General features: G+C 67.6%; 18 protein-coding genes. 5 read left to right on the top strand and 13 right to left on the bottom strand.

All coding sequences use genetic code 11. The annotated features are described in order from the left end of the window. Positions 1-13: 13 nt before the first annotated feature. Positions 14-1327, bottom strand: coding sequence for a sn-glycerol-3-phosphate ABC transporter substrate-binding protein UgpB (gene ugpB / locus G578_RS0111415; protein WP_038014023.1), 1314 nt, complete (start codon positions 1325-1327; stop codon positions 14-16). A 241-nt stretch (positions 1328-1568) separates the two neighbouring features. Here ugpB and G578_RS25905 point away from each other — a divergent pair, with 241 nt between their 5' ends. Both G578_RS25905 and G578_RS0111405 read left to right on the top strand, forming a co-directional pair. Continuing rightward, entirely contained in the window at positions 1569-2516 is a 948-nt protein-coding gene (locus G578_RS25905; protein ID WP_038014020.1) for a glycerophosphodiester phosphodiesterase, read from the top strand. 32 nt (positions 2517-2548) lie between these two features. Continuing rightward, the gene (locus tag G578_RS0111405) at positions 2549-2845 is read left to right on the top strand and encodes a hypothetical protein (protein WP_028794348.1); all 297 of its coding nucleotides are present in this window, start codon (positions 2549-2551) and stop codon (positions 2843-2845) included. 1 nt (position 2846) lies between these two features. On the opposite strand, the gene fahA is transcribed toward G578_RS0111405, so the two are convergent. The 5 genes from fahA to G578_RS0111380 form a co-directional block, all read right to left on the bottom strand. Next, positions 2847-4118, bottom strand: a complete 1272-nt coding sequence (gene fahA / locus G578_RS0111400; protein WP_038014018.1) for a fumarylacetoacetase — start codon at positions 4116-4118, stop codon at positions 2847-2849. Then, complete coding sequence (locus tag G578_RS0111395) at positions 4115-4321, bottom strand: DUF2783 domain-containing protein (protein WP_028794346.1); 207 nt, start codon at positions 4319-4321, stop codon at positions 4115-4117. Before G578_RS0111395 ends, fahA begins: the two co-directional genes overlap by 4 nt. 2 nt (positions 4322-4323) lie before the next feature. Continuing rightward, a complete protein-coding gene (locus tag G578_RS0111390; RefSeq protein ID WP_028794345.1) occupies positions 4324-5946 on the bottom strand; it encodes an FAD-dependent oxidoreductase in 1623 nt (540 codons plus the stop codon). 29 nt (positions 5947-5975) lie between these two features. Then, positions 5976-6926 (bottom strand): MBL fold metallo-hydrolase, encoded by a 951-nt coding sequence (locus G578_RS0111385; protein WP_028794344.1) that lies wholly within the window; start codon positions 6924-6926, stop codon positions 5976-5978. 347 nt (positions 6927-7273) lie between these two features. Further along, positions 7274-8458: a M20 aminoacylase family protein gene (locus G578_RS0111380; RefSeq protein WP_028794343.1), complete on the bottom strand. Its 1185-nt coding sequence runs from the start codon at positions 8456-8458 to the stop codon at positions 7274-7276. Positions 8459-8587: 129 nt separating this feature from the next. Here G578_RS0111380 and G578_RS0111375 point away from each other — a divergent pair, with 129 nt between their 5' ends. Together G578_RS0111375 and G578_RS25900 are read left to right on the top strand one after the other, a co-directional pair. Next, positions 8588-10630: a hydantoinase/oxoprolinase family protein gene (locus G578_RS0111375; protein WP_028794342.1), complete on the top strand. Its 2043-nt coding sequence runs from the start codon at positions 8588-8590 to the stop codon at positions 10628-10630. Further along, entirely contained in the window at positions 10627-12282 is a 1656-nt protein-coding gene (locus tag G578_RS25900; protein WP_051244632.1) for a hydantoinase B/oxoprolinase family protein, read from the top strand. Before G578_RS0111375 ends, G578_RS25900 begins: the two co-directional genes overlap by 4 nt. 160 nt (positions 12283-12442) lie before the next feature. Here G578_RS25900 and G578_RS28400 read toward each other — a convergent pair whose 3' ends face one another. Further along, entirely contained in the window at positions 12443-13855 is a 1413-nt protein-coding gene (locus G578_RS28400; RefSeq protein ID WP_084618831.1) for a calcium-binding protein, read from the bottom strand. 306 nt (positions 13856-14161) lie between these two features. Here G578_RS28400 and G578_RS0111360 point away from each other — a divergent pair, with 306 nt between their 5' ends. Next, entirely contained in the window at positions 14162-15046 is an 885-nt protein-coding gene (locus tag G578_RS0111360) for an aminotransferase class IV (protein ID WP_028794341.1), read from the top strand. A 312-nt stretch (positions 15047-15358) separates the two neighbouring features. On the opposite strand, the gene G578_RS0111355 is transcribed toward G578_RS0111360, so the two are convergent. The 6 genes from G578_RS0111355 to G578_RS0111330 all read right to left on the bottom strand — a co-directional run bounded on the left by G578_RS0111355 (position 15359) and on the right by G578_RS0111330 (position 21995). Then, entirely contained in the window at positions 15359-16237 is an 879-nt protein-coding gene (locus G578_RS0111355; protein WP_051244628.1) for an N-formylglutamate amidohydrolase, read from the bottom strand. Then, complete coding sequence (locus tag G578_RS0111350) at positions 16234-17283, bottom strand: ABC transporter ATP-binding protein (protein WP_028794339.1); 1050 nt, start codon at positions 17281-17283, stop codon at positions 16234-16236. Before G578_RS0111350 ends, G578_RS0111355 begins: the two co-directional genes overlap by 4 nt. Next, entirely contained in the window at positions 17280-18296 is a 1017-nt protein-coding gene (locus G578_RS25890; protein WP_051244626.1) for an ABC transporter ATP-binding protein, read from the bottom strand. Before G578_RS25890 ends, G578_RS0111350 begins: the two co-directional genes overlap by 4 nt. 12 nt (positions 18297-18308) lie before the next feature. Next, entirely contained in the window at positions 18309-19268 is a 960-nt protein-coding gene (locus tag G578_RS0111340; protein ID WP_028794338.1) for an ABC transporter permease, read from the bottom strand. Then, a complete protein-coding gene (locus tag G578_RS0111335; RefSeq protein ID WP_028794337.1) occupies positions 19265-20245 on the bottom strand; it encodes an ABC transporter permease in 981 nt (326 codons plus the stop codon). Before G578_RS0111335 ends, G578_RS0111340 begins: the two co-directional genes overlap by 4 nt. Positions 20246-20381: 136 nt before the next feature. Then, positions 20382-21995: an ABC transporter substrate-binding protein gene (locus G578_RS0111330; protein WP_028794336.1), complete on the bottom strand. Its 1614-nt coding sequence runs from the start codon at positions 21993-21995 to the stop codon at positions 20382-20384. Positions 21996-22031 lie beyond the last annotated feature (36 nt).

The raw sequence follows: 22031 nt of genomic DNA, 5'->3' as shown, positions 1-22031 counted from the left end.
TGCGGAGACGGCCTCAGTCGTTGGCCTTCTCGAACTTGCGCAGCAGGGCGTTGCCACGCTCCACGGCGGTGTCCATGGCTTCCTTGGCGGTCTTGTCGCCGGCCCACAGCGCTTCCATCTCCTCGTTGATGACGTCGCGCACCTGGACGAAGTTGCCGAAGCGGATGCCCTTGGAGTTCGGCGTCGGCGTGTTCAGGCTGAGCTGCTTGATCGCCGTGTCGGTGCCCGGGTTCTTCTCGTAGAAGCCCTGCTTCTGGGACAGCTCGTAGGCGGCCGTGGTGATCGGCACGTAGCCGGTCTCCTGGTGCCAGCGGGCCTGGACCTCGGCGGAGGCGATGTAGTTGAAGAACTCCGCCACGCCCTTGTACTCGGCCGCCGGCTTGCCCTGCAGCACCCACAGGGTGGCGCCGCCGATGATCGAGTTCTGCGGCTTGTCGGCCACCTCGGTGTTCAGCGGCAGCATGGTCTGGGCGAAGTTGAACTTGGCCTGCTGGACGATCGAGCCGTAATAGGCCGACGAGTTCATCCACATGCCGCATTCGCCGTTGGTGAACAGCGGCAGGCTCTCGCCGCGACGGCCGCCGTACTGGAACAGATTCTTTTCCTGGCTGTCGGCGATGCTCTGCAGGGTGCCGATCACGTCGTCGTTGTTGAAGACGAACTCGGTGTCGAAGCCGGCGAAGCCGTTCTCCTTGGTGCCCATCGGGATGTTGTGCCAGGCCGAGAAGTTCTCGACCATCACCCAGGACTGCCAACCGAAGGAGATGCCGCACTTCATGCCGCTGTCGACCAGCTTCTGCGAGGCGTCGAACACCTCCGCCCAGGTCGACGGCGCCTCGGTCACGCCGGCCTTGTCCAGCGCGTCCTTGTTGTACCACATCACCGGCGTCGAGCTGTTGAACGGCAGCGACAGCAGCTTGTTGTCCGGCGTGGTGTAGTAGCTGACCACGGCCGGCAGGTAGTCGTCCTGATTGAACGGCGTGTTGGTGTCTTCCATCAGCTTGTAGACCGGATAGACGGCACCCTCGGCCGCCATCATGGTCGCGGTGCCGACCTCGAAGACCTGGACGATATGCGGCTGCTGCTTGGCGCGGAACGCCGCGATCGCCGCCGTCATGGTCTCGGTGTAGTTGCCCTTGTAGACCGGCACGACCTTGAATTCGGACTGGGACGCGTTGTAGCCCTCGGCCATCTCGTTCACGAGTTCGCCGTTGCGGCCGCCCATCGCGTGCCACCACTGGATCTCGGTGGCGGCGATCGCTTCGCTCGCCATGGACAGCGCGAAGGCGCCCGCCATGCCGGCGATGATCATCTTGGAGTTGAACATGCTCTTCCCCCGGGTCAGGTTGCTTTTGCTTGGCGACGTTGCCAGTGCCGAGCTGGCGGAAAGGGGGATCGCAACAGCGGAGGGGCCCCGAATGCGCAGCAAGTTATCGGCACGCCGCAGGCATATCTTAGAGACAATTACAGCAACATGACACTTTCATGACCATCCGGTTACGTGCTTGCCAGATAACGCATAATCGCCCCTCAATCACGACGGCCGATCCCATAGAAGGAACAATCCAATGCGGCGTTCCCTGACACTCCTGACCGTTCTCGCCGGCCTGTCCGCGGGCCCCGCGCTGGCCACCGACATCCACGGTCACCGCGGCGCGCGCGGCCTGCTGCCGGAGAACACCCTGCCGGCATTTCGCGAGGCCATCGCGCTCGGCGTCGACATTCTGGAGCTGGATACCGGGATGACCGCGGACGGGGTGGTGGTCGTGCTGCACGACCCGGCCCTGTCGCCCGACCTGGCCCGAATCGGGGGGACCTGGATCGACGCCCCGAAGTTGATCCGCGGCATGACCCATGCGGAGCTGCACGCGGTCGATGTCGGCCGCGCCCGTCCCGGCGGCAAGATCGCCGAGCGGTTCCCGGACCAGACCCCGGTGGACGGCACGCCGGTGCCGACCCTGGCCGAGGTGCTGGCGCTGGCGGCCGTGGAAGGGCCGGACGACCTGCGCTTCAACATCGAGACCAAGCTGTCGCCGCTGGCCCCCGGCGAGACCGCCGATCCGGACACCTTCGCCCGGGCCGTGGTCGCCGTGATCCGCGCGGCCGGGGTGGAGACACGGGCGATCGTCCAGAGCTTCGACTGGCGCACCCTGGCGGTGGTGCGGCACATCGCGCCGGAAATCCGCACCTCCTATCTGACGGCGGAGCGCAACTGGCTGAACAACGTGCAGGCGGGCCGGCCGGACGCCTCGCCCTGGCTTGGCGGGCTGGACATCGACGATTTCGGCGGCTCGGTGCCGCGCGCCATCGCCTCGCTGCACGGCGATATCTGGTCGCCCTATTTCCGCGACCTCACGCCCGAGGCGCTGAAGCAGGCCCACGATCTGGGGCTGGAGGTACATGTCTGGACGGTGAACGACGCCACCCAGATGAAGGAGTTGGCCGAGATGGGCGTGGACGGCATCATCACCGACTATCCGAACGTCGCCGTGGAAGCGGTGCGCCACAAGAACTGACCCCGCCCGGCCCACTTCGAAGGGAGCAGACCATGACCCTCGACGAATTCCGCGCCTCGCTGGACGCCCCCGCCCCGCCCGCCGGGTTGAGCCCGGCCCTGCTCGGCCTGTGGCACCAGGGCAAGGGCGACTGGGAAGCCGCCCATGTGACCGTGCAGGACGACGACGGCGCCGACGCCGCCTGGGTCCACGCCCACCTGCACCGGGTGGAAGGCGACGAAAGCAACGCCGGCTACTGGTTCCGCCGCGCCGGCAAGCCGCACACGAAGGGGGATCTGGGCGCGGAATGGGCGGAGATGGCGGGGGCGTTGTTGGCGCAGGGGCGATAGCCTAACGCCCGTAGTCCACCGCCGGCAGCACCGTCCCCGCGCATTCCCCGAACCCGACTCGGTATTCCCCCTCGCACCACCCGCGTAGAGTCAGGGTGTCGCCGTCCTCGATGAAGGTGCGCGACACGCCGCCCAGGTCGATCGGGTCGCGGCCGTTCCAGGTGATCTCCAGCAGCGAGCCGAGACTGTCCGGCGTGCTCCCCGACACCGTGCCCGACCCGAGCAGATCCCCGGTGCACATGGCACAGCCCGACGCGCTGTGATGGGCGAGCTGCTGGGCCGAGGAGAAATACATGTGCCGGTAATTGGTCCGGCTGATCGTCTTCGCCGCCCCTCCCGCCGGCGCCATGTCGACCGCCAGGGCGATGTCGAAATTGTTCGGGCTCCCCTCCTCCAGATACGGCAGCAGCGGCTTGATCCGCTCCGGGGTCGGCACCCGGAACGGCTCCAGCGCCTCCCGCGTCACCACCCAGGGGCTGATCGTGGTGGCGAAGGCCTTGGCCTGGAACGGACCCAGCGGCTGATACTCCCAGACCTGGATGTCGCGGGCCGACCAGTCGTTCAGCAGCACATAGCCGAAGATCATGTCATAGGCCTGCGCCGTGGTGACCGGCTGTCCCATCGCACTCGGCGTGCCGACGATGGCGCCCATCTCCAGCTCGATATCCAGCCGCCGGCACGGCCCGAAGCCGGGGGCGTCGGCATCCGGCGCCTTGAGCTGGCCGTTCGGGCGGCGGATCGCCGTGCCCGAGACCACCACCGTGGAGGCGCGGCCGTTATACCCGACCGGCAGGTGCAGCCAGTTCGGCATCAGCGCGTTGTCCGGCCCGCGGAACATGCTGCCCACGTTGCTGGCATGCTCGCGCGAGGCGTAGAAGTCGGTGAAGCTGCGCACGAAGATCGGCAGGTGCATGGTGGCGTCCGCCTGCGCCACCAGCACCAGCCCGTCCGGCCTGCCGGTCTGCGCATCCAGCAGCTCGGCGATCCGCGCCCGGGTCTGTGACCAGACCTCCTGCGGCAGCGCCATGAACGGGTTCAGCACGCCCTCGGCGAACACCGGGCGGCCCGGCGTCGGCTCCAGCACCCCGGCCGCTTCCAGCGCCGTCAGGTCGAGGATCCGGTCGCCGATCGCCACACCGACACGCTTCGGCCCGTCGCCTTGCGAGAACACGCCGAAGGGTAGGTTCTGAATGGGAAAATCGGCGCCCGGAACGTTGGCGCTCTCGACCCAGCTCTTGCGGGCGGGATCGTGGGTGGCGTTCAGGCGGGTCATTCGGGCTTGTCCTCTTGCAGGCGGGCGGCGGCCAGGGCCTGGGACAGGATCTCCCGGTCGCCCACATGGTTGGCCAGGATCAGGATCAGCCGGGCGTTCAGCGCGTCGCTCGCCTCCTTGCTCAGCCCGTCATGGGCGGCGATGAGGGCGGCGTAGAAATCGTCCGGCCGGTCGATATTGGGATCAAGGATCAGGTCGGCCATGGTCAGTCTCTCCCGATTGCCCGGCGCAGCGCCAGCCGCACCGCGTCTGCGTCGTAGGCCGGCCAGCGCGCCGCCACATGCTGGTCCGGGCGGATCAGGTAGACGGCCGCACCCGCGTCGCCCAGATAGCGCGCGGCCAGCGCGCCGCTCGGATCGTCGGCCGCCGACAGGGCAAGCCGGGTAACCGCGACTCCGCCCTCTTCCAGCCGCTCCGGAGTGTCGGCATCGACCGTAAGCAGGTGGAAACGGCCGTCCAGCCGGTCGAGCAGAAACCCGTCGCCCAGTGGCACATCGGGGCACGGCGCGCCGGGGCGGCTGCGCGCGGGACCTCCCGGCAGGCCGTCCGCGCCGTTCAGCGTCGAGCCGTCATAGATGCAGGGCACCGACAGCCGCCCGGAATTCACCAGCGGCCGGGCGAACGGGTAGTGTTCGCTCAGCTCCAGCACGGCGTCGCGGAACAGCTTGGACGTCTCCGATTTCGGCGTGATGAAGTCGGTGGCGCGGGTGGAGTTGAGGATGTTCTCGTCGGCCGCGACCTCCCGCTCCGCTGCGTAGCTGTCCAGCAGGCTGTCGGGCGCCATGCCGTCCAGCACCAGGGCCAGCTTCCAGGCCAGGTTGTCCACGTCCTGCACCCCGGAATTCGCGCCGCGCGCGCCGAAGGGCGAGACCTGATGGGCGCTGTCGCCGGCGAACAGGACTCGGCCGTGGCGGAAGGTTTTCATGCGTCGGCACTGGAAGGTGTAGATCGATTTCCACACAACCTCGTAGGCGATGTCGGGCCCGAGCATCTGGTCGATCCGCGCCTTCACGTTCTCGTCGCGCAGTTCCTTCTCCCGGTCCACATGCCAGCCGATCTGGAAGTCGAGCCGCCAGACATTGTCCGGCTGCTTGTGCAGCAGGGCCGAGGAGCCGGACTTGAACGGCGGGTCGAACCAGAACCGGCGCTCTGTCGGGAACGGGGCGTCCATCTTCACGTCGGCGATGAGGAAGCTGTCCTCGAACACCCGGCCCTCGAAGCCGAGGTCGAGCGCGTTGCGCACGGGAGAGGCCGCGCCGTCGCAAGCGATGACCCAGTCGGCGGCCAGCGTGTAGGGGCCGTCGGGGGTCAGCACCTCCAGGATGACGCCGTCGTCGGTCTGGGCTACGCCCTCCACCCGGTTGCGGCCGCGGATCTCCACCGGCGCGCCCTGCGCCCGGGCGGCGCGGAGGCGGTCGACCAGGGCCTTCTCGAAATACGGCTGCTGCAGGTTGATGAAGGCCGGATAGCGGTGCCCCGCTTCCGGCAGCAGGTTGAACTCGAACACCTTGCGGTCGCGGTGGAACACCTTGCCCAGGTTCCACACCACGCCCTGCTCCACCAGTTCGGCGCCGCAGCCGAGCCGGTCGGCGATCTCCAGGCTGCGCTTGGCGACACAGATCGCCCGGCTGCCCATGCCGATGCCCTCGTGGTCGTCCAGCACCAGCACCGGCACGCCCTTCAGCCCGAGGTCGAGTGCGGCGGTCATCCCCACCGGCCCGCCGCCGACGATCACCACCGGATGGCGGACGGGGGAGGCGGCGTCCTGATCCGCCGACCGCCGGTACGGGTACTCCCGGAAGGCGAGCGTGTAGCGATCCTGAAGCATCGCCGGTCTCCCCGCGTTCGGGTGGTGCGTTACCCCTGCAGCGCCTCCCACATCTCCAGATCGCGCTGGGCGGTCCAGATGCGCGGGGTGTCGATGCCGCGGGCCTCGTCATAGGCGCGGGCGACATTGAACGGCAGGCAGTGCTCGTAGATCGCGTAGTCCTTGAACTTGGCGTCGCAGGCGTCGCGCACCGCGTCCCAGGCGTCCTTCAGGCTGCCGCCGCGCGCCGCCACCTTCTGGGCCGGCCGGTAGGTGCTCTCCACGAAGTCGCGGGTCGATTCCAGCCCGGCATCGACCCGGTCCAGGCCGACCAGCGCGTCGCCGCGACCGGGGGCGATGGAGTGCGGGTTGTAGGCCTTCACCGCGTCCAGCGTGCCGCCCCAATCCTCGAAATGCCCGTCGCCGCAATAGCAGGCGGAGTGGTACTCGACGATGTCGCCGGTGAACATGACCTGCTCGTCGGGCACCCAGATCACCGCGTCGCCGGCGGTATGGGCGCGGCCGATCTGCTTGATCTCGACCTTGCGGTTGCCGAGATAGACGGTCATCGAATCCGAGAAGGTGGTGGTCGGCCAGGTCAGGCCGGGGATGCTCTCGTGGCCCTCGAACAGGCGGGGGAAGCGCTGGAACTCGCTGTCCCAGTCCTCCTGGCCGCGCTCGACCACCATGGAGCGGGCCTTGTCCGACATGATGATCTGCGCGTCGCCGAAGGCGCTGGCGCCGAGCACGCGGACCGCGTGGTAGTGGGTCAGGACCACGTGGCTGATCGGCTTGTCGGTGACCTCGCGGACCTTGGCGATCACCATCTCGGCCAGGCGCGGGGTGGCCTGGGCCTCGACGATCATCACGCTGTCGTCGCCGATGATCACGCCGGAATTCGGATCGCCCTCGGCGGTGAAGGCCCAGAGGTCCTTGCCGACCTCGGTGAAGCTGATCTTCTTCTCGCCAAGATCGCCCTGGCTTGCGAATGCCTTCGCCATGCACTCCTCCCGTTCATGCGTCTCCGGTGAGCGCGGGTGGCGCGTCCGGAGGTTTGGTCTGTTGGCAGGAACCTTAACCCCGAACCGGTCGCCGCCGTACAGGGTGAATTGGGGGAGGTTGTCCGCGACACCCTCCCCCGTCTTCCCGGCCTCCCCCGTCTTCCCGGCCTTGCGCCGGGACCCAGGGTGAAGCAGCCGGAGCGTTTCCGGTTGCGCTCCAGCGCGCGGATGGCTGGATCCCGGCGCAAGGCCGGGAAGACGAAAAGGAGAGAGGGGGAGAGTACGCCCCTCCCCCAGTGACCGTACGCCCAGTGACCTTATGCCCAGGGACCTTATGCTCCGTGACCTTACGCCGCCTTCGGCAGCAGCTTCTCCACCAGCAGCGCCCAGTAGGACGCCCCATACGGCAGGGCCGCGTCGTTGAAGTCGTAGGCCGGGTTGTGGACGTTCACGCCGCCATCCTCGCCCACCCCGTTGCCGAGGTTGATGTAGCAGCCCGGGCGGTGCTGCAGCATGTAGGCGAAGTCCTCCGCCCCCATCACCGGCTCGGCGTCGGTGTCCACGTTCTCCTCGCCGACCAGCTCGCGGGCGATGGCCGCCGCCTTCTCGATATGCACCGGGTCGTTCACCAGGGCCGGATAGCGGCGGTCGTACTTCACCTCCACCGTGCAGTCGAAGCCCTCGGCGATCGCCGTGCAGAGCTTCTTCATCTTGGCTTCCACCATGTCCTGGACCTCCGGTCGGAAGGTCCGCACCGTGCCCTGCAGGTAGACCAGATCCGGCACCACGTTGCCGGTATGGCCGCCCGATACCTGGGTCACCGAGAGCACGGCGCTGTCCAGCGGGTCGGTGGAGCGGCTGACGATGGACTGCAGGGCCAGCACGATCTGCGCCTGGACGATGATCGGATCGATGGTCTTATGCGGCCGCGCGGCATGACCGCCATAGCCGTGGATGAAGATCTCGAACATGTCCGCGCCCGCCATGGACGGCCCCGGGCGCATACAGATCTTGCCCACGGGCAGGCCCGGGCGGTTGTGCATGCCGTAGACCGCATCGACCGGATACTTCTCGAACAGCCCGTCATCCTCGACCATGACCCGGCCGCCGGCGACGTTCTCCTCGGCCGGCTGGAAGATCAACACGACCTCGCCGGCGAAGTTGCGGGTCTCCGCGAGATACCGAGCGGCGCCGAGCAGGATGGCGGTGTGGCCGTCATGGCCGCAGCCGTGCATCTTGCCCGGAATCGTCGAGGCCCAGGGCTTGCCGGTCGCCTCGATGATGTCGAGCGCGTCGAAATCCGCGCGGATGCCGATGCGACCGCCGTCGCCGCCATTCCCCTTGATCGTGGCGACGATGCCGGTCTTGGCCAGCCCGCGCTCGATATGGTCGACGCCGATCTCCTCCAGCCGCTTGGCGATGAAGTCGGAGGTCCAGACCTCCTCGAAGGCGGTCTCGGGATGGGCGTGCATTTCGCGCCGCCACTCGGTCATGTCCTCGTGGAAGTCGGCGATGCGATTGATGATCGGCATGGAAGGCTCCTGGCTTGAATGCGGCCAGCCTAGGCGCAGCCGGTCCCCCTGCCAAGTTCGTGTCTTGACGCCGCGCGGACCGCCCTCTGTCATGGACGCTCCCGCCCCGCGCTACCCGAAGGAATCCCCTTGGCCGCCATCCGCATCGCCGTCGATATCGGCGGCACCTTCACCGATTTGCAGATCCTGAACGAGGAGACCGGAGCGGCCGACGCCCACAAGGTGCCGACCACCCCCGCCGATCCCTCCGAAGGGCTGATCGCCGGAATCCTTGAGGCCTCCGAACGGCTCGGATTCGCGCTCGGCGATATCCGCGCGATCATGCACGGCACCACCATCGCCACCAACGCGGTGCTGGAGCGCAAGCTGCCGGCCGGCGCGCTGCTGATGACCGAGGGCTTCACCGACGTGCTGGAGATCGGCCGGCATTTCCGCAGCCTGGTCTATGCCAACAAGGCCGAGGAGCGCGCCCTGCTGATCCCGCGCGCCCGGCGCTACCCGGTGGCCGAGCGGCTGCGGGCCGACGGCTCGATGGAACGCGCGCTCGATCCCGCTACCGTGCGCGCCGCCGCCCGCAAGGCGGCCGAGGCCGGGGCCAAGGCGATCGCGATCTGCCTGCTGCACGCCTATGCCAATCCCGAACACGAGCTGGAGGCCGCCCGCATCGTCCAGGAGGAGCTGCCGGACGCCTATGTCTCCTGCTCCCATGCGGTCAGCCCGGAGATCCGCGAGTTCGAGCGCGCCTCGACCACCGTGCTGAACGCCCTGCTGATGCCGGTGGTGAAGACGTATCTCTCGAAGCTGCGCGGCCGGCTGTCCGACACCGGGATCACCGCCCCGGTCTATCTGGTGCAGTCGAACGGCGGCGTGACCACGCCGGAGACCGCCGGCGAGCAGCCGGCCCGTCTGCTGCTGTCCGGCCCGGCCGGCGGGGCGCGGGCGGCGGAGGTACTCTCGGCTGAGCTCGGCATCGGCAACCTGATCGCCGTCGATATGGGCGGCACCTCCTACGACGTGTCCATCGTCGACAACGGCGCCATCCGGCTGGTGACCGAGGGCAAGGTCGACGGGCTGCCGGTGCGGCTGCCGATGATCGAGATCCGCACCATCGGCGCCGGCGGCGGCTCCATCGCCCGGGTCGACGAGACCGGCCGGCTCTATGTCGGCCCGGAGAGTGCCGGGGCGACGCCCGGCCCGGTCAGCTACGGACGCGGCGGTACCCAGCCGGCCGTGACCGATGCCAATGTGGCGCTGGGGCGGATCGATCCGGACTTCTTCCTCGGCGGGGCGATGACCCTCGACGTGGACGGCGCCCGCAAGGCGCTGTCGGCCAAGGTGGCCCAGCCGCTCGGCCTGGAGGACGGGCCGGCGGCCGACGGCATCGTCGCCATCGCCACCACCCATATGGCCTCCGCCATCCGGCTGTCGCTGTTCGAGAAAGGCCTCGACCCGACCGATTTCGCCCTGATCTCCTTCGGCGGCGCCGGCGGCCTGCATGCCTGCGACACGGCGGCGGAGATCGGCGCCACCCGCGTGGTCTTCCCGCGCGACCCCGGCACGCTCAGCGCCTGGGGCATGCTGTTCAGCGACGTGGTGCACGACATCGCCCGCTCCCGCCTTATGAAGGCCGAGGCCGACAATCTCGGCGAAGTGGAGAGCCTGATCGCCGAGATGAAGGCGGACGGCCAGGAGGCGCTGGCCCGCGACGGCATTCCCGACGGCGCGCGCAGCTATCCCGTCACCCTGGACCTGCGCTATCCGGGCCAGGCCTACGAGATCGGCGTGCCCTTCGACGGCGACCTGGCGGCGACGGTGACCGCCTTCCACGACGCCCACGCGCGGCAATACGCCCATGCCGAACGGCATGTGACGCCGGAGATCGTCACCCTGCGCATGGCCGCCACCGGCCGGCTCAGCAAGCCGGCGGCCCGGCCGTTCGAGGGCGGCAGCGAGATCACCGTGAAGGCGAAGCGACCGGTGCGGCTCGCCGGCGCGATCCGCGAGACCGCCATCGTCGACCGCGAGACCCTCGGCCCCGGTGCGTCGCTGGCCGGTCCGGCGATCATCGAGGAGGCCCATTCCACCCTGCTGATCCCGCCGGGCTGGGACCTCACCGTGCACCCCAGCGGCGTCCTGATCGCCGCCCTAGCTGCCCAAGGAGATGCCGCATGACCGCGCCCGCGATGGAGCTGGACCCGGTCCAGGTGGAGATCATCCGCAACGCCCTGGTGGCGGCGGCGGAGGAGATGGGGGTGACGATCTGGCGGACCAGCCGGTCCTCCGTCGTGCGCGACCTGCTGGACTATTCAACCTGCGTGTTCGACGCCGATGGCGGCGCCGTCGGCCAGTCCACGGCGATCCCGATCCACCTGAACTCCATGCCCTCCTGCCTGGCCGAGATCCTGGCCAACCACATCCCGATCGAGGAGTGGGAGGACGGCGACATCATCATCACCAACGACCCCTATGCCGGCGGCCAGCACCTGTCGGACATCCAGACCTTCAAGCCGGTGTTCCACGAAGGCAGGCGGATCGCCATCGCCGGCATCCTGGTGCATCACCTGGACGTGGGCGGCGGGGCGGCCGGCTCCTACGATCCCAGCGCCACCGAGATCCAGCAGGAGGGCTTCCGCATCCCGCCGCTGAAGATCGCCGAGCGCGGCAAGCGGAACGAGGCGGTGGTGAAACTGCTGCTGCGCCAGACCCGCGAGCCGGCGAATGTCGGCGGCGACTTCGCCTCACAGCTCGCCGCCCTGGAGACCGGCACCGCCAACCTGAAGCGCATCGTCGCCCGCTACGGCCCCGACCTGCTCGCCGCCGCCATGGCCCGCATCCAGGACCAGTCGGAGGCGGCCATGCGCGCCATGATCCGCGACGTGCCGGACGGCACCTACAGCTTCGAGGATTTCGTCGACGACGACGGCATCGACCGGGACACCAGGCTGCGGGTCGCTGTGACGCTGACCGTCGACGGCGACGGCATGTCGATCGACCTCGCCGGCTCCAGCCCCCAGGCCAAGGGTCCGGTGAACTGCACCTATGCCATGGCCTATTCGGCGGCCATGTGCGGCGTGCTGATGTCGCTCGGCACCGAGATCCCGGCCAATGCCGGCTGCTACCGTCCGGCGAAGGTGACCGCGCCGGAAGGCACGGTGGTCAACTGCCGCTATCCCGCCCCCGTGGCCAACCGCATGGCGACCGGGCACCGGGTGGTCAACGCGGTGATGGGCGCCTTCCACCAGGCGATCCCGGGCAAGGTGCCGGCCGCCTATTACGGGGTCAGCTACGCCACCGCGATGAACTGCATCCACGCCGACGGCAGCAGGCAGGTGTATTTCGACCTGGAATGCGGCGGCTGGGGCGGCCATCCCGACGAGGACGGCGCCAGCGGCTTCTCCTGCGGGCTGCACAACATCTCCAACGCGCCGATGGAGATGCTGGAGAACAGCCTGCCCATTCAGTTCCAGGAATACGCCCTGGTGCCCGACAGCGGCGGCAAGGGCCGTACCCGCGGCGGATTGGGTCTCGCCCGCGCCTACCGGCTGGAGACGCCGACGGGGGTGTTCGCCGCCAATCTGGACCGCTTCAAGGTGCGCCCCTACGGACTGGCGGGCGGCGAGCCGGGTCAGCCCGGGCGCCTGACGGTGACGCGCGCGGCGACCGGCGAGACCGAGGATCTGCCGTCGAAGGTCTCCAGTGTGCCGGCGTCCAAGGGCGACGTGTTCCGCCTGCAGACGGCGGGCGGCGGCGGCTACGGCGACCCGGCGGACCGCAGCGAAGCGGCGAAGGCGGCGGACCGGGAGAACGGATACACCAGCGCCTGAGGCGGGCGATCGGGGCGGGGGGCTCGATTTCCCCCTCCCCTTCAGCGTCTTCCCCGCCTTGCGCCGGGACCGAGGATTGGGACCGCCGGACCGCCGGGGAACCTCGAGAAGGCCCGGGACGACCGCTTGAGACGCCGGAACCGGCGAACGGTCGTCCCCGTCACACGAAGTAGATCGCGCCCGTCACCGAGCCGGCGTCGCTCACCCCGATGAGGGTCAGCGTCGATCCGGCCGCCGCCTGGAGCTGCACGTACCCGTCCCCGCTGCTGCCGACGGTATAGGACTGCCCGGTAGAGATGCCGATCCGATCGCCCTGCGCGACGGAGAAGTCGGAGATCACATCCGTTCCGCCCGTGTTCGGCACCCAGATGAAATCGTCGCTGCCGAGGCCGCCGGTGAGGCTGTCGTCGTCGCGGTTGCCGTGAAGCGTGTCGTCCCCCGCCCCGCCGACCAGAGTGTCGTTATCCTGACCGCCATAGAGTTCGTCGTCGCCGACGCCGCCGGAAAGACGGTCGGCGCCGAAATTGCCGTAGATGATGTCGTCGCCGGCACCGCCGTCGGCGACCTCGATTCCCTGGCGCTGACGGACCGTGCCGAGATCCGGATGGGCCGTCGCCGGGCCGTCGTTCTGGCCCAGAAAGATGATGTCGTTGCCGGCACCGCCGGACACCGTGTCGTTCTCGGTATTGCCGTAGATCAGGTCGACGCCCACCGACCCGGTGATCTGATCGCCACCGACCCCGCCGCTCACGATACCGGACGACGACATCGTGCGGACGTCGGCGGAGCCCGACAGCACCGTCGGCGTGCCGAACTCTTCAACGCGATAGGTGACGGAACCGCTGCTGTCGTTCTCCACGTCGCGGACCACCACGTAGTGGTCGCCGCTGGTTGTCGGCGCATAGTAGAGCACGGCGTCGCTGCCGGCGGTCGGCGCCAGACGCAGGCTGCTGAGCAGGGTGCCGCTGGAATCGTAGACCCCGACCAGCGGGGTCACGGCGCTGCCGCCCGCATAGAGACTGATCGCATAGGTCATTCCGGCGTTCAGGCTGACCAGCCCGGCATCGTGGTCGCCGGCGAAGGCGATCTCGGCGGCGGTCGATCCGCCGACCGTCAGCGCCGCAGCTGTGGTGCCCCACGCGTCGTTCCACCAGGACCAGGTCTGCGGCGGCGTCTCCGGCACCGGATCGTAGATCAGCCGCGCCTCGAAGGTGATCGCGCCGTTGTCGTTGTGCCCGAAATCATGCACCGCGAGATAGTACGTATCGGTGGTCGGCGCGGTGTAATGGATCAGGGAGTTCTGGCCGTAGGCCCTGGGACCGTTGTCGGTGCCGCTGTCGTCGTCGTAGTCGAGGACGTACCCGGCCCAATCACTGAGATACAGGACCGTATCGATTCCGGTGCTCCATTCCGCTTCCACCGTGAGTTCGTAGCGGTGCCCCGCCTCGAGCTGAACCACGGCGAGATCCCAATCCCCATCGAACAGGATTCCCCCGGCGGCCGTGCCGCCAACCGGCAGTTCCGCCGCCGTCGTCCCAACACTGGTCGGCCACCAACTCGGTGCTGTCGCCATCCGCCCCACCCACTCCTAAGTCCACATTCGCATTGAAAAATCGACACAAGCTTACTCAGACGGATAGAGCGAAACACCCCCTTTTCACATACTCTTTCACGCGCCGGATGTGGGATCCGAGAGGAAAGATCGCGCTGCTGACGGCCCGGTTAACCCTGAATTTCCAGGGTATCCGTCGCGATTTCATCTTTCGGAAAGCGAAGAACGGCCGCATTTTCTGTTCGCTGAAAGCTTGTGATTATTCGCACAGTTCGGCCGCCCCCGGCCCTCGCCCGCCACGCAACCAGTTTTCAGGGACACCCGCCCATGCAGATCCCCGATACCGACACCATCGTCTATGTGAACGGCCGCCTGGTACGGAAGTCGGAGGCGGTGATCTCGATCTACGACAGCGGGTTCTGCCACGGCGACGGCGCCTATGAGGGCATCCGGCTCTACGACGGCAAGGTGTTCCGCCTGGAGGCGCATATCCGCCGGCTGTTCGAGGCGCTGACCATGCTCGACATCGATCCGGGCGTCGACCAGGCGGGGATGATCAAGATCGTGCGCGACACCTTCGCGGCGAACGAGCTGACCACCGATCTGCACATGCGCCTGCAGGTCACCCGCGGGCGCAAGCGGATGACCGGCATGAACCCGATGCTGAACCTGGGCCCCGCCTCCATCGTCGCCTTCGTCGATCACAAGCCGCCGATCTTCGACAAGGCCGGGATCACCCTGATCACCTCCACCCTGCGCCGGGCCTCGCCGAACGTGATCGACGCCAAGATCCACCACACCAACCAGCTCAACCAGATCCTCGCCAATATCGAGGCCAACCGGCAGGGGGCCGACGAGGCGATCATGCTGGACGACCGCGGCTTCGTGGCGGAGACCAACTCGACGACGATGTTCTGCGTGAAGGACGGCGTCCTGATGACGCCGCACCCGACCTACATCGTGGTCGGCATCACCCGGGGTATCCTGCTGCAGATGGCGGTGGAAGAAGGCTGTGGCGCGAAGGAGGCCGACCTGTCGGTCTACGATTTCGTGACGGCGGACGAGGTGTTCATCTGCGGCACGGTGGGCGAGTTGGTGCCGGTCAAGTCGATCGACGGCAAGCCGCTGAAGGGTCCGATCCCGGGACCGGTGACGGTGCGGCTGATGGAGAAGTACCGGGCCCTGACCCGGACGGAGGGGACGGCGGTTTAGGGAGTTCTCTCCCATTTTGCTCGTTCCCCACTCCCCGGCCTCGTGCGGGGGCAAGGCGTCGGCGTGACGGATTGCCGGGGCAGATCCTCCGAGGTTCCCGCGGGCTCATCCCTGGATCCCGGCTCAAGGCCGGGAAGACGGTAAGGGGATTTCTTGGGTCTTTCTCAATCCTGCTTCTTCCCGGCCTTGAGCCGGGACCCAGCGATCCGCGTGTTGGAGCGTCGAGAATGTATTTCCAGCAATCCGTCACGCCGACGCCTTGCCCCGGCACAAGGCCGGGGAGTGCGTTGGGGGGTGGCGGGAAGAGAAACCCTACCCGACCCGCTCCCGCACGAACCCCGCCATGCCCTCCAGGAACCCGTCGAGATCCGCCTTCAGGGCGTCGTACCCGGCCGATTTCTCGAAGCTCTCGATGTCCATGTACAGTGCCCGGTTCAGCTCGATCTGCAGCGAGTGCCGGCCCGCCGCCGGGTCGGAATGCCGGGCCACCAGCTCCGCCCCCTTGTAGGGGTGGTTGATCGACACCCGGTAGCCCTTGTCGCGCAGCAGACCGGCCGCCGTCTCGATGAAATCGGCGTCGCAGGTCGTCCCTTCCCGGTCGCTCAGCACCATGTCCGGCCGCGCGGCGCCGGTATCCACGTTCATGGCATTGCCGATCGGCTTCATGGAGTGGCAGTCGATATGAAACGCCCGCCCGAACCGGGCATGGGCGGCGTCGATCGCGGCCGCCACCGCGGCGTGATACGGCCGGTGATAGGTCTCCAGCCGGTGCATCACCTCGGCCACGGTCAGCTTGCGGTCGTAGATCGGCCGACCCTTCAGGATGTAGCGGCGCACCACGCCCATGCCGTACTCGGTCTTCTCGCCCGGATTGACCGGCAGCGGCCAGTCGCCGTCGATCAGCGCCAGATCGAGATCGTCCTCGGCCCGGTTCGGGTCGATATAGGCGCGCGGGAACTGGGCGGCGATCAGGGTGGCGCCGACCGAAGGCGCGTGGCCGAACAGCGCGTCGACGAACCGGTCCACCGACGTCATCAGTTCGGCCTCGGAGACGATCGGGTCGAAATCGGCCGGCCAGTCGGTGCTGTTATGCGGGCTGTCGACCACCAGCGGGATCGCCGCGGCCACCGGGTCCCGGCGCCACAGGACGCCGGGGATCAGATGGTCTGGGTCGGAAGGGGGGCCGCTCATGCCCCGTCGTTCAGATGGCAGGCCGAGAACCGCCCCGGCGCGATCTCCTTGAGCAGCGGCTGCTCCATCCGGCAGCGCTCATGGGCATGGGGGCAGCGCGGGTGGAAGTGGCAGCCCGGCGGCGGGTTCAGCGGCGACGGGATCTCGCCCTTCACCGGCACGAACTTGCGCTTGCGGGTGTCGAGCCGCGGCACCTCGGCCAGCAGGGCCTGGGTGTAGGGGTGGTTGGCGGACTCGAAGATGTCTTCCGTCTTCGCCGTCTCCACCACCCGGCCGAGATACATGATCACCACCCGGTCCGACAGGTGCTCGACCACGCCGAGATCGTGGCTGATGAACAGGTAGGTGAGGTGGAACTCCTCGCGCAGGCGCATGAACAGGTTCAGCACCTGGGCCTGGATCGACACGTCCAGGGCGGCCACCGACTCGTCGCAGACCAGGAAGTCCGGGTTCACCGCGAGCGCCCGGGCGATGCCGATGCGCTGGCGCTGGCCGCCGGAGAACTGGTGCGGGTAGCGCCTTGCATAGGTCGGGTCCAGGCCGACCCGGATCAGCATCTCGGCGACGTATTCCTCGCTGCCCTTGGCATCGACCAGGCCGTGGACCTTCGGCGCCTCGCCGACGATGTCCTGCACGCGCAGCCGCGGGTTCAGCGAGCTCATCGGGTCCTGGAAGATCATCTGGACCTTGAGCGCGGTGTCCCGCGCCTCGGCCGAGCTCTGGGTCGACAGCTCGCGGCCGCGGAACAGGACCTCGCCCTTGGTCGCCGGATGCACGCCCGCGACCACGCGGCCGAGGGTGGACTTGCCACAGCCGGACTCGCCGACCAGGCCGACCACCTCGCCATCGGCGATGGTCAGGGAGACGTCGTCGACCGCATGGACGATCTCGTCCCTCAGCCCGGCGCCGAAGAGGTTGGCGATCTTGGCGGCGGCGTCCAGCGGCTTCACGAAGCGCTTGGAGACGTGGCGCAGCTCCAGGATCGGCTTCTCGGCGGCAGCAGTCGGGGCCGTGGTCGGGGCCTGGTGTTCGGTTGCGGCGCTCATGCGGTCACCTCAGGCGTCGGAACGGCGGCGGCCTCGCCCGCCGCAACGGGGTAGTGGCAGCGCACGTCGCGCGCCGGAACCGGGTGGGTGATCTCCGGCTCGATGTCGCAGTCCGGTCCGACCCGGGGGCAGCGTGTCTTGAACGGGCAGCCCTTGGGCAGGTTCAGCAGCGACGGGGTCATGCCCGGGATCTGCGACAGTGGCTGGCCGCGCTTGTTGCGGCTCGGCACCGAGCTGATCAGCCCGTGGGTATAGGGATGGGTCGGGTTGTCCAGCACGTCGTCGACGGTGCCGTGCTCGACCACTTTGCCGGCATACATCACGCAGATCTCGTCGGCGAGACCGGCCACCACGGAAAGATCGTGGGTGATCCAGATCATCGCCGTGCCGGTCTCCTCGCAGAGCTTCTGCACCTCGTAGAGGATCTGGCCCTGGATGGTGACGTCGAGGGCGGTGGTCGGCTCGTCGGCGACGATCAGGTCCGGCTTGTTCAGCAGCGCGATGGCGATGGCGACGCGCTGGCGCATGCCGCCGGAGAACTGGTGCGGGTACGACTTCAGCCGCTCCTCGGCCGCCGGGATGCCGACCTGCTCCAGGGCGGCGCGCGACCGCTCCCAGGCCTCGTCGCGGCTGACGTTCTCATGCGCCTGGATCGCCTCGATCATCTGCGTGTCGACGCGCAGGACCGGGTTCAGGGTCATCATCGGATCCTGGAAGATCATCGCGATGTTGTTGCCCCGCAGCCGGCGCATGCGCTCGTCCGGCGCGTTGGCGATGTTCTCGCCCTTGTACAGGATCTCGCCGCCCACGATGCGGCCCGGCTCGTCCACCAGGCCCATGATGGAGAAGCCGGTCACGGTCTTGCCGGACCCGGACTCGCCCACCAGGCCCAGGACCTCGCCCGGCCGCACGGTGAAGGAGACGTCGTTGACCGCCTTCACCTCGCCCGCGCGGGTGAAGAAATGGGTCTGCAGGTTCCGGACCTCGAGTGTCGGAACGTCGGATTTCGCCACCGGTGTCCCCTCTTACTTCTGCAGTCGCGGATTGAGCACGTCGCGCAACCGGTCGCCGACCAGGTTGATGCTGACGATCATGAACAGCAGGGCCAGCCCCGGAAACACGGTGATCCAGTACTTCCCGCTCATCACGTAGTCGAACCCGTTGGAGATCAGCTTGCCGAGCGACGGTTCGGTCTGCGGCAGGCCGAGACCGAGGAACGACAGGGTCGCCTCCAGGGAGATCGCGTGCGCGGTCTGCATGGTGCCGACCACGATGATCGGCGCGATGCAGTTCGGCAGCAGGTGGCGGAACACGACGCGGCTGTTGCCGAGCGCCAGACAGTTCGCCGCCTCGACATATTCCTTGCGCCGCTCGACCAGGGCCGAGCCGCGGATGGTGCGGGCGTAGTAGGCCCACTGCACCACCACCAGCGCGGCGATGATCTTGAACACCGCGAAATAGCCCGGCTCGTTCGGCCCGCCCTTGACCACGGCGAGCAGGATCAGCGCCACCAGGATCGCCGGGAACGAGAGCTGCATGTCGACGACGCGCATGATGATCATGTCGGTGCGGCCGCCGAAATAGGCGGCGATCATGCCGAGCGTGCAGCCGATGATCAGGGCGATGATGCCGGAGCCGACACCGACGCCCAGGCTGATGCGCAGGCCGTAGATCATGGCGCTGACCAGATCGCGGCCGGCCCCGTCGGTGCCGAGCCAGGCGACCGTGCCGTTGGCCATGGTCTCGCCCGGGGCCAGCAGGTTGTCCATGAAGCTGACCGACGACAGGTCGTACGGGTCGGTCGGGGCGATGAACGGCCCGATCACGGCGATGAAGATCACCAGGATCACGCCGATCGCGCCGATCACGGCGACCGGGCTCTCCATGTAGTCGGACAGGATCCGCTTGAACGGGCTCTCGACGGCCGCGTCCTTCGGATCGGCGACCGTCTTTTCGACGGCGGTTTCTTCTTGGATCGCAGTCATGCCTTGATGTCCTGCAGACGGACCCGCGGATCGAGCAGAGAGTAGCAGATGTCGACCGCCAGGTTCAGGAAGACGAACAGCAGCACGATGATCATCAGGTAGGCGACGATCACCGGCCGGTCGAGAAGGCCGATCGAGTCGATCAGCAGCTTGCCGATACCGGGCCACGCGAAGATCGTCTCGGTCACAACGGAGAAGGCCACGAGACCGCCGAACTCGAGACCGAGCACGGTGACGACCGGGATGAGAATGTTCTTGAGCACGTGCACGAAGATCACCCGGCGATCGGTCAGCCCCTTCGCCCGGGCGAACTTGACGTAGTCCTGGTGCACCACCTCGCGGGTGCCGGCGCGGGCCAGACGGGTGACCGCCGACAGCTTGAACAGCGCCAGGTTGACCGCCGGCAGCAGCACGTGGCTCCAGCCGTCCAGGGTCAGCAGCGAGGTCGGGAATCCGAGCACGTAGTGGATCTCGTCGCCGCGCCCGGTCGACGGCAGCCAGCCGAGCTGCACCGAGAACAGTATGATCATCATGATGCCGACCCAGAAGGTCGGCAGGCTGAAGCCGAGAATCGACCCGGTCATGATGATCTTGGAATAGGCCGCCTCCGGCCGCAGTCCGGCGATCACGCCCAGCGGAATGCCCAGGACCACGGAGATCAGCAGGGCCGCGACCGCCAGTTCCATCGTCGCCGGCAGCCGATCCATGATCAGCTGCAGCGCCGGCTCGTTGAACACGAAGCTCTCGCCGAGATTGCCCTGGGCCGCCTTCTGCAGGAAACGCAGATACTGGATATGGAACGGCTTATCGAGGCCGAGGCTCTCGATGATCGCCTGCCGCTCCGCCTGGTCGGCGTCGTCGGCCACCAGGATTTCGGTCGGGTCCCCCACCAGGAACACGCCCGAGAACACCAGAAATGACATAACCAGGACGACCAGGGCCGCCTGCATCAATCGTCTGATGATGAAGACCGTCATCACCGACCTCTCATAAAACCTGTACCGCGACGGGTCTCACATGGACCCCCGCGGGAGGCAAGTCGAAACGGGATTCTTTTTTTATCGGGGCGCGGCCGACCGAGGCCGGCCGCGCCCTTAGCTTAGGATCGGACGATCAGTTCGCCTTCACCAGATCGTAGGCCAGCGTCCGCTCGTCGGTGCGGGCGCGGTAGGTCAGTCCCTTGCGGGTGCCCCAGGTGTTGACCTGGTAGTGCAGCGGGATGATGCCCTGGTTCTGGCCGATGGCGATGTCGGTCGCCTCCGCCAGCAGCTTGCCGCGCTTCTCGTCGTCCACCGTGGCCAGCGCCTGACCGATCAGGGCGTCGACCTTCGGGTCGGAGTGGCGGCCGCGGTTGGACGCACCCCAGCCCTTGGACGGGTCGTGGGTGGCCAGCAGCGACTTCAGCGGCGAGGAGGCCTCGCCGGTGCCCGAGCCCCAGCCGACGAGGACGAAGCTGAACTCCGGCTCGCCGTCGGCACCCTTGGAGGCGCGCGAGAAGAAGACGTTCTTCGGCATGGTCACGACCTTGGTCGGGATACCGGCCGCCGACAGCAACTGGCCGATCGCTTCGCAGATTTTGGCGTCGTTGATGTAGCGGTCGTTCGGACCATGGATCGTCAGGCCGAAGCCGTCCGGATAGCCGGCTTCCGCCAGCAGCTTCTTGGCGCCGGCGACGTCGTACTTCTCCGGCTTCAGGTTCGGCGAGCGGCCGAAGAAACCGTCCGGCAGCAGCTGGCCGGCCGGCAGGGCGACGCCCTCCATCACCCGCTCGACGATCGCCGGGCGGTTGATCATCATGGAAATCGCCTTGCGCACCCGCGGGTCGAGCAGCGGGTTCTTGTCCAGCGGGTTGCCTTCCTTGTCGGTGACGAAGGGCGACTTCTCGCGGAATTGGTCCAGGTGCAGGTAGATCACCCGGTTCGACACGCCGTCGCTCAGCGACACGTCCTTGTTCTTCTCAAGGGTCGCGATGTCCGAGGTCGGGACGTTGTCGATCATGTCCACGTCGCCGGCCAGCAGCGCGGCGACGCGCGCCGGCTCGGACGGGATGAACCGGAAGGTGACCTTGTCCCAGGTCTGGTCGAACGGACCGACGTAACCGTCATACTTCTCCATGACGATGCGGTCGCCCTTCTTCCACTCCACGAACTTGTACGGGCCGGAGCCGATAGTCGCGGTGCCATCGTTGAAGTCGCTCGCCTCGATGCCCTTGTTCGTGTCGGCGCTGCCGGTGCCCTTGGCCTCCGACGACATGATCATGACCGTCGTCAGGTCGTTCGGCATCAGCGGATAGGGCTCTTCCGTCGAGATGTGCAGCGTCAGATCGTCCACCTTCTTCAGGGTCTTGCCCTTGGTGTAGATCCGGAACGACGAGTTGCCGCCGGTGTACCCGTCGGCACGCTCGAAGGAATAGATCACGTCGTCGACGGTCAGATCGGAACCGTCATGGAACTTCAGGCCCGGGCGCAGCTTGAACTCCCAGGTCGTGTCGTCCAGCGCCTTGTAGGACTCGGCGATGCTGGGCACCAGCTGCTGGTTCGGATCGAAGTCCACCAGGCGCGCGAAAACGTGCCCGATGATCGCGTTGTTCGGGCCGAGGTTATGGTAGTACGGGTCCATGGACGACGGCTCCGAACGGACGCCGATCGTAATGTCCTCGGCCATCGCCGGGCCGGCCAAGGCCGCCATCGCGACCGCCGTAACCCCCAGCCGACGAATAAAACTCATCCCTGCCTCCATCATTGCATTGGGATTGTTTGGCAT

It is taken from the genome of Thalassobaculum salexigens DSM 19539 (genome assembly GCF_000423805.1).
GTDB lineage: Bacteria > Pseudomonadota > Alphaproteobacteria > Thalassobaculales > Thalassobaculaceae > Thalassobaculum > Thalassobaculum litoreum.
The sequence above is the reverse complement of the archived record's forward strand: the minus strand, read 5'-3'. Positions and strand labels throughout refer to the sequence as shown.

Excerpts from the sequence above, each read along its gene's own strand:
- G578_RS0111385 (WP_028794344.1), bottom strand. The coding sequence starts at position 6,926 with ATGGCGAAGGCATTCGCAAGCCAGGGCGATCTTGGCGAGAAGAAGATC.
- G578_RS28400 (WP_084618831.1), bottom strand. The coding sequence starts at position 13,855 with ATGGCGACAGCACCGAGTTGGTGGCCGACCAGTGTTGGGACGACGGCG.
- G578_RS0111330 (WP_028794336.1), bottom strand. The coding sequence starts at position 21,995 with ATGAGTTTTATTCGTCGGCTGGGGGTTACGGCGGTCGCGATGGCGGCC.
- ugpB (WP_038014023.1), bottom strand. The coding sequence starts at position 1,327 with ATGTTCAACTCCAAGATGATCATCGCCGGCATGGCGGGCGCCTTCGCG.
- G578_RS0111350 (WP_028794339.1), bottom strand. The coding sequence starts at position 17,283 with ATGAGCGCCGCAACCGAACACCAGGCCCCGACCACGGCCCCGACTGCT.
- G578_RS25900 (WP_051244632.1), top strand. The coding sequence starts at position 10,627 with ATGACCGCGCCCGCGATGGAGCTGGACCCGGTCCAGGTGGAGATCATC.
- G578_RS0111360 (WP_028794341.1), top strand. The coding sequence starts at position 14,162 with ATGCAGATCCCCGATACCGACACCATCGTCTATGTGAACGGCCGCCTG.
- G578_RS0111380 (WP_028794343.1), bottom strand. The coding sequence starts at position 8,458 with ATGCCGATCATCAATCGCATCGCCGACTTCCACGAGGACATGACCGAG.
- G578_RS0111335 (WP_028794337.1), bottom strand. The coding sequence starts at position 20,245 with ATGACGGTCTTCATCATCAGACGATTGATGCAGGCGGCCCTGGTCGTC.
- G578_RS0111405 (WP_028794348.1), top strand. The coding sequence starts at position 2,549 with ATGACCCTCGACGAATTCCGCGCCTCGCTGGACGCCCCCGCCCCGCCC.
- G578_RS0111355 (WP_051244628.1), bottom strand. The coding sequence starts at position 16,237 with ATGAGCGGCCCCCCTTCCGACCCAGACCATCTGATCCCCGGCGTCCTG.
- fahA (WP_038014018.1), bottom strand. The coding sequence starts at position 4,118 with ATGACCCGCCTGAACGCCACCCACGATCCCGCCCGCAAGAGCTGGGTC.
- G578_RS0111340 (WP_028794338.1), bottom strand. The coding sequence starts at position 19,268 with ATGACTGCGATCCAAGAAGAAACCGCCGTCGAAAAGACGGTCGCCGAT.
- G578_RS25905 (WP_038014020.1), top strand. The coding sequence starts at position 1,569 with ATGCGGCGTTCCCTGACACTCCTGACCGTTCTCGCCGGCCTGTCCGCG.
- G578_RS0111395 (WP_028794346.1), bottom strand. The coding sequence starts at position 4,321 with ATGGCCGACCTGATCCTTGATCCCAATATCGACCGGCCGGACGATTTC.
- G578_RS0111390 (WP_028794345.1), bottom strand. The coding sequence starts at position 5,946 with ATGCTTCAGGATCGCTACACGCTCGCCTTCCGGGAGTACCCGTACCGG.